The organism is Henriciella marina DSM 19595, from assembly GCF_000376805.1.
Taxonomy (GTDB): Bacteria; Pseudomonadota; Alphaproteobacteria; order Caulobacterales; family Hyphomonadaceae; genus Henriciella; species Henriciella marina.
The window spans coordinates 2,019,309-2,032,988 of record NZ_AQXT01000002.1 but is presented as its reverse complement, the minus strand read 5'-3'; the positions used below and the strand labels follow the sequence as shown (position 1 = coordinate 2,032,988).

The window sequence follows — 13,680 nt, the reverse complement described above, 5'->3', positions numbered from 1 at the left end:
GTGGGATCGCTGTTCAGCGACATACGCACGGCCGTAAGGCAATCTGAAGCTTATGCGCCGATCCGGCGCTGGCGACTGGAACGGCTGACGCGCCAGGCGGGAGTTTATCCCGACTGGCGCGAACTGCTTTCCGGGCACGAGGATGAGTGGGCGAAGGCGCGCGGCGACGCAAATGGGCCGCGGGTGGCCATCGTCACAAGCCTCGGCCTGCACTTTACTGCGAACACAGTCGATACGCTGATGGCCACCGCGCTGACCCTGCGCGGAGCACAGGCTGAGATCGTCTATTGCGATGGTCTGCCTGCCTGTCAGGTCATCGAGCATACGCTGGCGCCAAGCCTGCCGCGTATTGCCAAACGAGGGCCCAAGCCTGATTTCTGCGGCGCCTGCATCAAGGCGGCGCACCGCGTGAGTTCGCCGCTTGGTCTGCCGGTGCGGTATTATTCAGATGTCTTGAGCGATGACGACCGGGACGCCGCGCGCGCGTTTGGCGCCCGCTGGGAGCAGCATCGCAGCACAGAGCATGACGACCCGCGTATCATGCATGCCTATGCGGGGGCGCTGCGCTTCTTCGGCAAGGGCGATCTCGGCGGCTCAGAGCTGGAAACGCAGATTTTCAGTCGCTACATCGCGGCCGCCTGGCTGGCGGATGCGGCCGCGCGCCGGCTGATCGAGACACATGCCTATGACGTGATCCTCGCCCATCACGGCATCTACGTGCCGCAGGGCCAGTTCGCAGAAGCCGCGCGCGATACCGACACACGTCTTGTCACCTGGCACCCGGCTTACAGGCGCGGGCGGCTGATCTATCAGCATGGGGATACCTATCACCGCGCCATGATCGATGAGCCGGAAAGCGCCTGGAACCAGCGCCCGCTGACAAAGGCAGAGGACGCGGAGCTGGATGCCTATCTCGCCTCCCGGGAAACGGGCGCGCAGGACTGGATCACCTTCCAGCGGCGGGGACCTGAAAGCCTCCAGTCGACCTATGCGGCGCTCGATCTCGACCCGGGCAAGGACACGTATCTCCTGGCGGCCAATGTCGTCTGGGATGCACGGCTGAATTATGCCCAGTCGGCCTATGGCCACATGATCGAATGGGCGATCGATACCGTCTCCTGGTTTGCAGACCATCCTAACCGCCAGTTGGTCGTTCGCTGTCATCCGGGCGAGGTGATGAACAGCCCGCGCGCGTCCGACCGCCTGGACGATGCATTGCGAAAGGCGTTCCCTGAGATGCCTGCGAATGTGCGCCTTGTCTCACCGGAAAATGACATCAACACCTATTCGATTGCGCAGCTTTCCAAGGGCGCGCTGATCTTCAACACAAAGCTTGGCATGGAGCTAGCGGCGCGCGGCATGCCTGTGGTGGTGGCGGGGGACGCGTGGATCCGCGGCAAGGGGTTCGGGCGCGACGCGTATGACCGTGCGTCCTATTTCAGCCTTCTGGAAAGCCCTGGCACATTCGAGCCGCTGACCGCGACCGAGATCGAGAATGCCCGGCTGTATATCTACCACTTCTATTTCCGGCGCTGCGTCCCGCTGAAGGCGCTGGATGGAGAGGCGGGCTGGCCGCTGACGCAGCTGACCAAGGACGCCTTCGCGCTGTCTCGTCCGGGCGCCGACCCGAACATGGACGCGATTTGCGACGGCATCCTTGCGGGCGCGCCATTTGAGACGATACATGAGACTGCGCCGATGCGCGCCGGGGAGGGGTTATGATCAGGTCGCTGGACGATCCGGAATTTGCCGCGCGGGCGCGCGATGTTGAAATCCTCGGGATCGATTTTGATGGCGTGATGACGGACAACAAGGTCTATGTGTTCGAGGATGGGCGTGAAGCCGTCGTCTGCTCGCGCCTTGAAGGATATGGCCTGCGGGCAGCCGCAGCGACGGGCGTTTATTGCTTTATCATGTCGACCGAAGAAAACCCGGTCGTCACGGCGCGCGCAAAGAAACTCAAGATCGACTGCCAGCAGAATATTCCAGACAAGGTGGCCGCGTTCACCAAAGTGCTGGAAGAGCGCGGCCTCAGCTTTGCGCAGGCGGCTTTCATCGGCAATGACACCAATGATCGCGGCGTGCTTGAGCGGGTGAGGCTGCCGATATCGGTGAGCGATTCCCATCCCGTGCTGGACGCAATCGAGACATTCAGGACAAACCGCCTTGGCGGCGATGGCGCGGTGCGGGAAGCCTGCGATGCGATTGCCGAGGCACGATCAGGTAACAAGGAATAGACGAGATGCTGGACAGACTTTTCGGACTTGATGGGCGCGTGATCGTGGTCACCGGCGGCTATGGCCAGATCGGCCGGGCGATGACCAGCGGGCTTGTCGGCTGCGGCGCGAAGGTTGCCATTGTGGAGCCGCATGCAAGCGAAGAGGGCACGGCGAAGGCGTTTCCGGACGGGCCGGGCGAAGACACGATCAAGGCGTTCAAGGCCGACGTGACGGACCGGTCTTCACTGGAGGCAGCGCTGGCTGGAATTGAAAGCCATTTCGGCACGCCGTCGGGCCTCGTCAATAATGCCGCGCTGGACAGCCCGCCAAACTCGACAGCAGCAGAGAATGGCCCTTTCGAAGACTATCCTGCCGCCTCATGGGAGCGGATCATGGACGTCAACGTGAAGGGCGTTTTCCAGTGCTGCCAGGTGTTCGGCAAGGCCATGGCCGATGCGGGCAAGGGCTCTATCGCCAACGTCGCCTCCATCTATGGGACGGTGTCGCCTGACCAGTCGCTCTACCAGTACCGCCGCGACCGGGGCGAGACCTTCTACAAGCCCGTGGCCTATAGCGCGTCGAAGTCAGCGCTTTACAACCTCACACGTTATCTGGCGGTCTATTGGGGGCCGAAAGGCGTGCGCACGAATACGCTGACATTTGCCGGCGTGTTCAACAATCAGGACGCTGAATTCCTCGACAATTACGAGAAGAAAGTGCCGCTGCGCCGGGGCGGGGACTATGACCGGCTGCGCGGTATGGCGCTGGCTGAGGACTATGTCGGCCCAACGGCTTTCCTGATGTCAGACGCCTCGACCTACGCCAATGGCGCCGACTTCCGTATCGATGGTGGTTTTTTAGCGATGTAGGGGCAACTGGGTGGGGCTAATCAGATTTCTACTGGCGATGACGGTCGTAGTTGACCACTATGGCGGTGTGCTTGGCTACCGGATGGGCTCAGGCTCCGCGGCGGTCGAGGCCTTCTTCATCATATCCGGCTTCTATATGGCGCTCGTCCTGCAGGACCGGTATGCCGGGCGCCTCAAGCTGTTCTATACCAACAGGTACCTGCGGCTATTCCCGACCTACTTCTGTATTCTGGTCCTTACATTGATCGTGGGCCTCGCCACCGGCGCGCATAGCCGCTTTACGCTGCCCATGGATGAGCTTGGCGCGGTGTTCATGGCCGGCGATTTCTGGACCAAGGCGTACATGATCGTGTCCAATCTCGGTATTGTGCTGCTGGATGCGGCACTTTTTCTGTCTTTTGACGGGGAAACCCTGAGCCTGACGACGAATTTTCTGGAGTCCGCGGTGCCGGTCTATCAGCTCCTTCTGGTCCCGCAGGGCTGGTCGCTGGGGCTTGAAATATATTTCTACGCGCTGGCGCCTTTCCTGCTCGTTCGAGGCTGGCGTACAGCGGCGGCATTTGCAGCATCGTTTGGCGTGTTCCTCGCGCTGTCCATGACGGCCTTGCCCGCTGATCCCTGGACGCACCGCTTCTTTCCCTCGATCCTGTTCATGTTTCTGGCAGGGTCTCTTTCCTGGAAACTGCTACGCCACAGGCTCGATGCGCCCTGGATGAAGAAGCTTGGACTAGGCTTGCTGGTCCTCACGGTGGTGGTGATCGTCGCTCTGGATGCCAGCCCATTCGGAAGGGAAGTCACGCGCTTCTTGCTGCTGGGACTGGTGACGGTGAGTGTGGGGCCGGTCTTTGCACTGGTGAAGGACAATCGCTTCGACCGGGCACTGGGAGACATTTCCTATCCGATCTATGTCGCCCACCTCTTGGCGTTCGTGATCGCAGGCGAGCTCTTTGCTGAAGGACAGGCGCTGCTCGGGACGGGTCTTACCATCCTGATCAGTCTTGCGCTTGTCTACGCGATCGAGCGCCCGCTGGACCGTTTCAGGCATTCGCGTCTTCGCCGCCGGACTGAGACGAAGTCAGCGCATAGGGCGCGCGCAGACTAGGCACCGCGCCTGCGCGGTAAATGCTTGCCAAGCCCAAGCGCGTGAAGCGAATCCAGCTGTTGCAGTGCGCGGATCATGCTGCGCTGCTCATCAATCTCCGCGCTCATTGCGTTGCGGTCACTGCGAAGCATCTCGATTTCCGCCTGCAGTGCGGCTTTCTCAACGGCTGATGTTTCGAGCTCCTGGCGTAGCTCAGCGCGAAGCTGTCGGCTTGTTTCGAGGTGGGCCTTAGCTTCCGCGTGGGCTGCAAGCTCCGATTTGAGCGAGGCAACCGTTTTGACCCAGGCGTCGGTACGCACATCCAGTTTTTCCTGAAGGGAACTGGCATGGTCGCGGAAAGCTTTCAGGCGCTCTTCAAGAACGGCCGCATTGGCTTTCAGGCTCTCGCGGTCGGCTTCCACCGCTTCCAAGGCATGCTTGGCGTGTTCCGTACGCAGTTGCTGTTTCTCCAGCTCGGCCTGGAACGCCTCTACCTTGGAGTTGAGGGCTTCGGTCCGCTCCTTCAGGGTATTCCCAAGCTCAGCTATCTTGGCTTGGAATGCCTCGGTCTTGGCATCGAATGCCGCGGTACGTTCGTCGAGCTTCTTCTGGACGGATTTGGCATGGTCGCGGTGGGCCGCAATCCTTTCTTCGGCAGCAACGGCTTGGTGGCTCAAACGGTCCCGGGCGGTTTCGGCGCGCTCAAGGTCCGTGCGCATTCTGGCGAAAGTGCGGGATATTCTTTTGGGCAGGGGTGTGCCCATCTCATCGACGGGGAAGTCGACATTGAGCACTTCAATCGCTGCCAGCTGGGAGCGGACCTTTGAAAATTCGGAGAGAATGAGCAGGGCGGAGCGGTCGGCCTCCGACGGGATAGACGCCTTTATCTCGCTGCGCAGGGCCTCGAAAAACCGCTCAGACCAGCGACATTTCGGACCGGTCAGAAAGATGGTTCCGGCAGTATCTTCTGAGATGTCCTCTGCCCTCGAAAGGGGTTTGACCTTGCGGTCATCATCGTAAGCGACGGCCGAAAACCCGGCGTCCATGAGGCTGTTGAGTTCGCCAAGCAAATCGACCCGAGACGCGTCCGTCAGGTTTTTGTGACTGTATTCAAGCATCACAAAGGCTTCCGGTGATCGGCCCAGTGTGTCCTTTGCGCCTGCGAGCACGCCTGCTTCATGACCTTCAGTATCAATTTTCAGGAAATCGATCCGGTCGAGCGCCTGAACAGGCGCGCATTTATCGAGCGCGATCTTGGAGACATTTACCGTATCGAGAAGAGGCGAGCGGCCCGTGTCGCGAAGCCCGCTAAAGGCGCCGTCAGTTGCCACGAAAAATTTCGCCTTGCCACCGCGGTTTGAGACGGCGGCATTGATAGCCTCTACGCGGGCAGAGAGTCCGTTCTGATCGATATTTTTCTCAAGGAGATCAAAGGCGGAGGGCAGAGGCTCGAGCGCGACCACCTTGCCTTCGGGGGCAACATGAGCGGCATGGACGCCGAAGAGGCCGAAATTCGCGCCAACATCAACAGTGCGTGCATCGGCGGGCAGGGTTGCCGTCAGCGCGTTCAACACGTCGGTCTCATTCATGTTCCCGACAAAGAACTCAGCGCCGAACAAATCACCAAGATCGACATCGAAATGCAGGTCGTTCTGAAGATGTGCCGTGCCTAACTTTCCAGAGCCTGCGGGGTAAATGTCACGAAGCCGCGTTCGAATGAGCTGGCTGAGCTCAATGCGCGACTCCCGTTCGTCTATTGAGGACAGAACGTCGAACAGGGCGCTCAGATTCGGTTCGGGCGGTGGTCCGGCCAAAGCATAACCGGCACGCGGGTCTGAAGCGGATCTGACAGCGGCTTGGCCGACGGTCGTTTTGCTGTTTGTGCGCTTGGGCTTTTTGGCCTGATTGGTTTGCGACATTTCGTTTTTCTACTTTAGCAATGATATCTGGCGCCAGTATTACTTAGGCAAAATTGAGCGGTCGCGCACGGCCTGGCTGAGGTTTGCCGCGACGTTTTTGCTGGCGGCATACGGAATAAGAAACTTCAGCGGAGTCTTGCTGGCGGTCGAGTTAACTTTCGCCATTTTGTTATTCCCCCGTTGCCCCAGCTCTTTCCAGCCGGATGCCGAAGCACGGTCATAGCTGGTGAAGACCATGTTGCCAGCTTTATCTCGTCTCTAATCGGTCGACGACTTCTGTATGCTACCCGTTCCCGACATGGTCTTCTGCTTCTTGGGGGCGGATTTTCTCGAAGATTTCAGGGTGCGCTCTTCCTGTCGGTAGAGGCGACCCCACGCCTTGTCGGCTTCGGAACCGGGGGCCTGGTCAAGGTAGACTTTGCCCATTTTTGCGACAGCTTCCCGTTTCACGAGTTCGGGCCAGAACTGCCGCATCTGAGCGCGATCGTATTCCATGAGAGCGGTATTCCCGGCCCGCAATTCTTCCTCGATCCCGACATAGTGCTCACATATGGATTCAGGTGAGTCTATTATTGAAAATCCCGCTCTCCATATCTTCAGCGACAGGTCGGTGTCCGATTTGTAAAACACATAGTCGTCTTCATTCGCGAAGTTTACGGCCTCCAGCGCCTCACGCGTATAGATGCCGTGATTGAGCATCAGATTGCCGCCTATTGTGCGCTGAACGTAGTAGCGATCTTCCTTCGGCCAGTCCCGGAAATAGAATGCGCATGCACCGACTGGTACGCCGGCCGCTTTCGCCGCTTCGATCCGTCGAATGCCATTGCTGATCGCGCCAGGCATGAGCAAGCAATCATCCGAGATCATCAGGATGTAATCGGCCGATGCCGCGCGGAAGCCCATATTCATGAAGCCGCCCCAGCTGCGCCGGCGCATGGAGGTCCGGCCCTTTTTGTACCGATTATGCTGAAGAATGGTGATGAGGTCTTTTTGCTTTACCAGCCATTCGGAGGTGCGGTCTTCGGAGCCGCCATCAATAACGATAATTTCACCTTGGATGCCTTCAAGTTCCTCGCGGACGGAGGCAATGCATTTTTCAAGCAATTTGCGGCGATTTAACGTGCCGAGGACGACGCTGACTTCGGGGCGCGTATCGAGACACTTATTGCGCTCGAGAGGCGATCCCTGGAGCTGCTTGCCTGGGCGGACCGGATTTTTGGGTAGATCGGGGAGAAATGCCTGTGCTTCAGGACTGAGCGTCGGCGCTGCCAGCTCGTCCGGGCACGCTGGCCCCTCATCTGGCGCTTCACCCGTCGCCAGCGCGGGGGTCAGCCAGTCGCGGGCCTTGTCGATAAGTTTGCTGACCAGTCCCATTTCGGGCCTCCCGGCGTGCTTGGAAGCATTCCACATATCTTCTTGGACGTACAAACGGAACCGTTCGTGCTGCCAAACAACACTGATTCCTATCCAGAATAGATCTGGTTATTCTGCGGCTAACTGAGACCCAGTCCGGCGGGACAGCCTTATGTTCACGCGTAACTATTCTTCTGGAAAACCGGATGATCGTCGCGAATGAAGACCAGATGGATTTGCCAGAGTGTCAGGTCGCCGGGCCGGTAAAGCGGTTCGCAAAAGTCCACGCACCTGAATCCATGTTCGCGCATGTAGAGACACATCTCATCAAAGGTCAGATTATTGCGGTCCACAAACTCCAGTTTGAAATTGTATGCCTCGATGATGATGAGCTGCGTGTCTTGCAGCGTTTCGTGGGCACCCTTGAAGATGTCCAGTTCGACGCCGTGAGTGTCGAACTTCATGAAATATGGCCCGGGAAGATTGAAGTGATCGACGAGGGTATCGACCTTGCGCAAAGGCGTGGAATGGGAGTTCTCAGCGTGCGGGGATCTGGAGATGGCCCCTCCGACATCGTTCGACTTGCTGAAATGCCCTTCTCCATTTTCTGCGGCTGCTCCAGCGACAATATACTTGGTGCCGGGATACTGTCTGGCCAGGTCTTTCCAGCCCTCGACAAATCGAGGATCCATATCGATCAGCAAGGTCTGCATCTGGGGCCATAGGCGGCGGAAGAACTCAAGGTCGTCGCCTCGTCCGGAGCCGATATTGATGAACGAGCCAATTTCGAGATTACGCTCTCTCAGTCGGGCGAGTGCATCCGTAATGCGCTCCGACACGGGTGGCGGAGGTCTGGTTGGTGTTTGATCAGGCTGGCTAGTCAGCCGCCGGTATAGCGCCTTGACGGGGCGGAGCCTTTTTCGAAGTCTGGCAATCGCTTTGCTCATTATCGACATATCGGGTCCTGGCCGCCCTCTAGTTCTGTCCACATTCCTGAATGTTCAGATCTTCTTCTTGGTATCCCAAAGGTAGGAGTTGCTGAGGAAGGCTCTGTGGTCATCGCGAATGAAGATCAGATGAACCTGCCACAGGGCAAGATCGCCCGGCCTGTAGAGCGGCTCGCAAAGGTCGACACATCTAAAACCAAGTGTCCGCATATGCTGGCACATCTCGTCGAAGGTGAGGTTCTTGCCGTCAACGAAATCGAGCTTGAAATTATAGGCCTCTGTCATGATGAGACTGGTTTGCGCCAGGGTTTCCTTTGCGCCTTCGAGAATTTCAAGTTCAACGCCATGGGTGTCGAATTTAAGGAAATAGGGGGGCGGAAGGGCAAACTCCTTAACCAGGGAGTCGACACTTCGCAGTTGAACCGTATGAGCGTCAGCGCCTTTCGGCGCCTTTGAAATTGCGCCGCCGACATCATTCGACTTCTCGAACTGGCCTTCCCCATCTTCGGCCGCGGCACCGCAGACGATGTGCTCCGTCCCCGGAAACTCTTTTGCCAAGCGTTTCCAGCCGTCGACAAAACGTGGGTCCATGTCGATGAGGAGGGTGCGCATCTTCGGCCAGAAGTTCTTGAAAAAATTGAGATCATCCCCGCGCCCGGACCCGATATTAATGAAGCTTCCCGCGGGAATGTTTTTGTGGGCGATCCGGGTGAACGCATCTGTGATGCGCGCTGAATTTTCAAGCGACATGGGGGGCCTTTGGAGAAACACGAGTGCGGGTCGTCTAGCCGCAAATATCGTAACAGAGCAACCTATAGCTACTGTTACGTAGTTGACATGTTTATTGCGAGAGGCATTTTTAGGCAAAATTGAGGCAGGGACTTTAATCATGTTGGACGTGAAACCGGAAGTGAATGTCGACAAGCTCCTGGGGGAGCGCGATTTCTGGCGTAAGAAAGCCGAGCAGTTCATGGCTGTCTCGCGCTCTGCTGCAATGTTCGAGCGGTCTTTCGTTATCACGCAAGGCAGCATGAAGCAGCGCAAGCAGTATCAGGAGCTCGCGAGCTATCTGAAGGCAGACGACATCGCGCGGCGCCGGATGCTTGGGCGGCGCTATCTGGAAGAAAAAGAGCTGGCGCCCGAAACGCGCGATTTCGACGTTCCAAAGGATGTCGCCAACATCTCGATCAATCTCAGCGAACATCCGCTGGTTCAGGAAGTGATTGCCGAGGCGATGGGCAAGTACAATGAGGTGATCGCCTCAGGCAAAGAGCTTCCATCCAAGGATAGCCTTCAATATGTGGGCTCTGCAGGAAAGCCGTTCGGGGCCGACAGTTCGCTCTTCAAGCTCGCAACCAGCCCGCTTCTCCTGGCACCTGTCATTCGGTACTTCGGCATGCTGCCAATCATGACCGGGTTCGGCGTGACGCTGGCCCAGAACAAGGAGTTTCATCGCAAGTCCTCTCAGCGGCTTCATTTCGACCCTGAGGATCGCTCGCAGCTGAAGATTTTCCTTTACCTGACCGATGTCGATGAGACATCGGGTCCGTTCATGGCGGCGCCAGCCAAGGAATGCGAATTCCTTTTCGAGCGGCCGGACTTCATTCTGGACCGTCAGGACGATGCCGTTCTCGATGAGGGGCTGATCAACGAGTATCATGGGCCAGCCGGAACAGCTGTTTTTGCCGATACATGTCGCTGCCTGCATGGCGGTGGCCGGCCGGGCGAAAGAAAGCGTCTGTTGCTCTGCATGGAATACAACATGCCCACGCATCTCGGCTCGAAGCTCTGGCCGGGCGACCATGAGCCAGAACGCTGCCGGACCGAGAACATCAAGATCGAGAACCCGGATGAGTTCATGGACGCACTGCTCGCGCACCCAAAGTCTGGATAAGCCGTCTGGCGACGTTATTTGCAGGAATTGAATAGAAAAACGGCGCCGGAGGCGCCGTTTTTTATGCGACGTTGTCGAGATACCATTGATAGGTCGACGCAATCCCGTCGCGGAGGCTGATGGACGGCTCCCAGCCCATATCGCGCAGGCGTGCCGCAGACATCAGCTTGCGGGGTGTCCCGTCAGGCTTGCTTTCGTCCCGCACGATCTCGCCTTTGAAACCGACCACATCGGCCACCATTTCCATAAGCTCAAGGATGGTCACATCGGTGCCAGAGCCGACATTGACGTGCTCATAGCCGGAATAGTTTTTCAGCAGGAAGACGAGCGCGTCGGCGCAGTCATCGCAATGCAGGAATTCGCGCCGCGGCGTGCCTGTGCCCCAGATCTCGATCTGGCTTGCGCCGTCCTTCTTGGCCTCATGCGCCTTGCGGATGAGGGCTGGCAGGACGTGGCTGGATTTGAGGTCAAAATTGTCGCCGGGGCCGTAGAGATTGGTCGGCATGGCCGAGATATAGTCGCGCTCATACTGCCTGCGATAGGCCTGGGCGAGCTTGATGCCGGCAATCTTGGCAATTGCATACCACTCATTCGTCGGCTCGAGCGGACCGGTCAGCAGGCTCTCCTCGACGATCGGCTGGTCGGCGAACTTCGGGTAGATGCAACTGGAGCCAAGAAACAGGATGCGGTTCACATCCTGTTTGTGGGCCGCATTGATGATGTTCGCCTCGATCATGAGGTTGTCGTAGAGAAAATCTGCCGGATAGGTGTCATTGGCGAGAATGCCGCCGACCTTGGCGGCTGCCACGACAATGGCGTCCGGCTTCATCTCGGCCAGCAGCTTTTCGGTCTCCTCCTGACGGATGAAATTTGCCTTGTCGCGGCCAGCGATGATGACCTCGCAATTTTCCTGCTCCAGACGGCGCACGGTTGCCGAGCCCACCATCCCGCGATGGCCGGCAACCCAGACCCGCTTTCCAGAGAGGTCAAACATGCTCAGGCGCCCTTCCAGATGGGGTCTTTCTGCATCACTTGGAGATCCGACTGGACCATCTCGCGGGCAAGGTCGCGCGGCGAGGTTTCATGGCTCCAGCCGAGTACCTTCTTCGCCTTGGCCGGATCGCCGAGCAGGAGCTCGACCTCGGTCGGTCGGAAATAGCGCGGGTCCACCTCGATGAGGCATTTGCCGGTTTCGGCGCAATAGCCCTTTTCGTCGACGCCCTTGCCCTTCCATTCGAGCTTGATGCCGACATCTTCGAAGGCCCACTCGACGAACTGGCGGACATGGGTCGTCTCACCGGTGGCGAGCACGTAATCGTCGGCCTCGTCCTGCTGCATCATCAGCCACATGCCGCGGACATATTCACGCGCATGGCCCCAGTCACGCTGGGCGTCGAGATTGCCGAGGAAGAGTTTTTCCTGGCGGCCAAGCTTGATGGCGGCCGCGGCGCGCGTGATCTTGCGGGTCACGAAGGTTTCGCCGCGCAGGGGGCTCTCATGGTTGAAGAGGATGCCGTTGGAGGCGTGCATGCCATAGGCCTCGCGGTAGTTCACGACGATCCAGTAAGCGTAGAGCTTTGCGGCGGCATACGGGCTGCGCGGATAGAAAGGCGTGGTCTCGCTCTGCGGCACTTCCTGAACGAGGCCGTAAAGCTCTGACGTAGACGCTTGATAGAAACGGGTCTTTTTCTCGAGGCCAAGAATGCGGATCGCTTCGAGCAGGCGAAGCGCGCCAACGGCGTCGGCATTCGCGGTGTATTCCGGGGTCTCGAAAGACACCTGAACGTGGCTTTGGGCGGCGAGGTTATAGATCTCGTCAGGCTGGGATTCCTGCACGATCCGGATGAGGTTCGTGGAATCGGTCATGTCGCCATAGTGCAGGATCAGGCGCGGGTCATCGACATGCGGGTCCTGGTAAAGGTGCTCGATCCGGCCCGTATTGAACGAAGACGACCGACGCTTCACGCCATGAACAGTGTAACCCTTCTCAAGCAGAAGCTCGACGAGGTAGGCGCCGTCCTGTCCGGTCACGCCGGTTACCAGCGCCGTTTTATTCTTCGATGTCATGAATCAGTCCCGTGAATTACTCTTTTTGGGTCCAAGATCGTCCCCTTGGCTAAACTTCCATTAGCGAAGGGCTAAGGGACGCTCAACAGCTTCGCCCACAAAGTCCGCTTTTATTCCGGGTTTGTGTGCTTTTTCCAGGTCAGTAGAGGGCGCACAGGGCCCGGAAAAGGCGATTGCCAGTCGCCGGCGGCGGTCGCCCTGGCGTCAGCAGGCGCGGCGACCTCCACAGATACAAGCTCTGAGGTCAAATCCCAGCGCTGGACCGGATAGGGATCATTCAGCGATGCTTCGAATTCATACCGACCCAGATTGAGAAGATTCGGCGGGATCGTTGCCGATACCAGATGCGTGCCCCTGGCGAACCCAAGGTCGCGTTCATCGTGCGTATAGGCGACCGTGAATGCTGTCTGCTTGTTCCAGAAAACCTTGAAAGCGGGCTGCACGCGTTTCGTTTCATCATGAACAGTGAATTTCAATTCGAGTGTGAGCGCCGTGTCGCAGTCGACCGGCGCTTCAACCCGCCGACCGGCTGCACAAATTTCAAATGTTTCGATCTTGGCCGTACGATCGCCGTCAGCGCCCGCTAACTTCGTGTCTCCAGTGGCAGACCGTGTGTCCACCAGATCGGCGAATTGACGTTCGCCGTTCCAGATGAGCGGCTTTTCGCCTCGCATGGCGTCCTGAACACGCTGGTAAATATGGCGGTCGAGCTCAAACATTTCCTCGATGGCTGCCAGATCGTGCGGTGCCAGCGTTTGGACTTGCCCGTCTCGTTTGCCGACCCGGCTGCGCGGGACATCAATACGCGGCTTGGCTAGTTTGTCGGCGAGGACGTCCATTGAGCCTTGAAGGTCATCGGACAATCCGACGAAGAAGAAACTCGAGAGCCTTGGCTCTATATCGGCGATACTGGAGATTTGGAGAGCTTCTGAAAGACGAAACTCAAATGGTCGTTTTGCAAACTCGATGAGCGATGCAGATGTCTTCCCGTCCGCGCGCTGATGATAATAGTAAGAGATGAGCTGCTCTACGGGATCGCGCACAAAAGTGATGACCTTCGCAGCCGGATTTTTGGGAACGGCCGGGTGCCGCACGATCAGCGAGACATTATTGGCGACAAGCTTGCCGCCGAAATGTCCGGTTATGCAGAGATCATCGGGCGCGACATCTGCTGGTAACTTGCCAGCCTCAAGGGATGCGTCTGTCGCCAGGGTGAACCATTGCTCGAGCACGCGTTTCGCGCTGGTGCCTGCGGTTTTCGGGATGTGGTAGAAAAAGTAGGCCAAGCGCGCGCAACCCAATCTGAGAAAAAGGTTAGAGGTGAAGCAATA

General features: G+C 58.2%; 13 protein-coding genes. 5 read left to right on the top strand and 8 right to left on the bottom strand.

Annotated elements, in window-relative coordinates:
- From F550_RS0109970 to F550_RS0109955, 4 genes are read left to right on the top strand one after another with little or no spacing between them, the layout of a single operon-like run.
- Positions 1 to 1,722 carry a hypothetical protein gene (locus tag F550_RS0109970; RefSeq protein WP_018148410.1) on the top strand — a complete coding sequence of 574 codons (1,722 nt, stop codon included), beginning with the start codon at positions 1 to 3 and terminating at the stop codon, positions 1,720 to 1,722.
- Entirely contained in the window at positions 1,719 to 2,237 is a 519-nt protein-coding gene (locus F550_RS17495; RefSeq protein WP_018148409.1) for a KdsC family phosphatase, read from the top strand. The genes F550_RS0109970 and F550_RS17495 overlap by 4 nt, the downstream gene beginning before the upstream one ends.
- 5 nt (positions 2,238 to 2,242) lie before the next feature.
- The gene (locus F550_RS0109960) at positions 2,243 to 3,088 is read left to right on the top strand and encodes an SDR family oxidoreductase (RefSeq protein ID WP_018148408.1); all 846 of its coding nucleotides are present in this window, start codon (positions 2,243 to 2,245) and stop codon (positions 3,086 to 3,088) included.
- A gap of 10 nt (positions 3,089 to 3,098) precedes the next feature.
- Positions 3,099 to 4,190: an acyltransferase family protein gene (locus F550_RS0109955; protein WP_267878943.1), complete on the top strand. Its 1,092-nt coding sequence runs from the start codon at positions 3,099 to 3,101 to the stop codon at positions 4,188 to 4,190.
- Here the strand turns inward: F550_RS0109955 and F550_RS18565 are convergent.
- From F550_RS18565 to F550_RS0109930, 5 genes are all read right to left on the bottom strand, one after another.
- Positions 4,187 to 6,088: an FkbM family methyltransferase gene (locus tag F550_RS18565; RefSeq protein ID WP_018148406.1), complete on the bottom strand. Its 1,902-nt coding sequence runs from the start codon at positions 6,086 to 6,088 to the stop codon at positions 4,187 to 4,189. The two genes, F550_RS0109955 and F550_RS18565, sit on opposite strands and share 4 nt — an antisense overlap.
- A 39-nt stretch (positions 6,089 to 6,127) precedes the next feature.
- Entirely contained in the window at positions 6,128 to 6,325 is a 198-nt protein-coding gene (locus tag F550_RS0109945; RefSeq protein ID WP_018148405.1) for a hypothetical protein, read from the bottom strand.
- Between the two features lie 21 nt (positions 6,326 to 6,346).
- A complete protein-coding gene (locus F550_RS18560; protein ID WP_018148404.1) occupies positions 6,347 to 7,462 on the bottom strand; it encodes a glycosyltransferase family 2 protein in 1,116 nt (371 codons plus the stop codon).
- Positions 7,463 to 7,617: 155 nt separating this feature from the next.
- On the bottom strand, positions 7,618 to 8,280 hold the full coding sequence (locus F550_RS0109935) for an FkbM family methyltransferase (protein WP_018148403.1): 663 nt from the start codon (positions 8,278 to 8,280) through the stop codon (positions 7,618 to 7,620).
- A 162-nt stretch (positions 8,281 to 8,442) separates the two neighbouring features.
- Positions 8,443 to 9,138 (bottom strand): FkbM family methyltransferase, encoded by a 696-nt coding sequence (locus F550_RS0109930; protein ID WP_018148402.1) that lies wholly within the window; start codon positions 9,136 to 9,138, stop codon positions 8,443 to 8,445.
- Between the two features lie 139 nt (positions 9,139 to 9,277).
- Between F550_RS0109930 and F550_RS0109925 the strand changes: the two genes are divergently transcribed.
- Complete coding sequence (locus tag F550_RS0109925) at positions 9,278 to 10,282, top strand: phytanoyl-CoA dioxygenase family protein (protein ID WP_018148401.1); 1,005 nt, start codon at positions 9,278 to 9,280, stop codon at positions 10,280 to 10,282.
- Between the two features lie 61 nt (positions 10,283 to 10,343).
- On the opposite strand, the gene fcl is transcribed toward F550_RS0109925, so the two are convergent.
- From fcl to F550_RS0109910, 3 genes are all read right to left on the bottom strand, one after another.
- Positions 10,344 to 11,276, bottom strand: a complete 933-nt coding sequence (gene fcl, locus F550_RS0109920) for a GDP-L-fucose synthase (RefSeq protein WP_018148400.1) — start codon at positions 11,274 to 11,276, stop codon at positions 10,344 to 10,346.
- A gap of 2 nt (positions 11,277 to 11,278) precedes the next feature.
- Positions 11,279 to 12,349 (bottom strand): GDP-mannose 4,6-dehydratase, encoded by a 1,071-nt coding sequence (gmd, locus tag F550_RS0109915; RefSeq protein WP_018148399.1) that lies wholly within the window; start codon positions 12,347 to 12,349, stop codon positions 11,279 to 11,281.
- Positions 12,350 to 12,459: 110 nt separating this feature from the next.
- Positions 12,460 to 13,635, bottom strand: a complete 1,176-nt coding sequence (locus F550_RS0109910) for a sulfotransferase family 2 domain-containing protein (protein WP_018148398.1) — start codon at positions 13,633 to 13,635, stop codon at positions 12,460 to 12,462.
- Positions 13,636 to 13,680 lie beyond the last annotated feature (45 nt).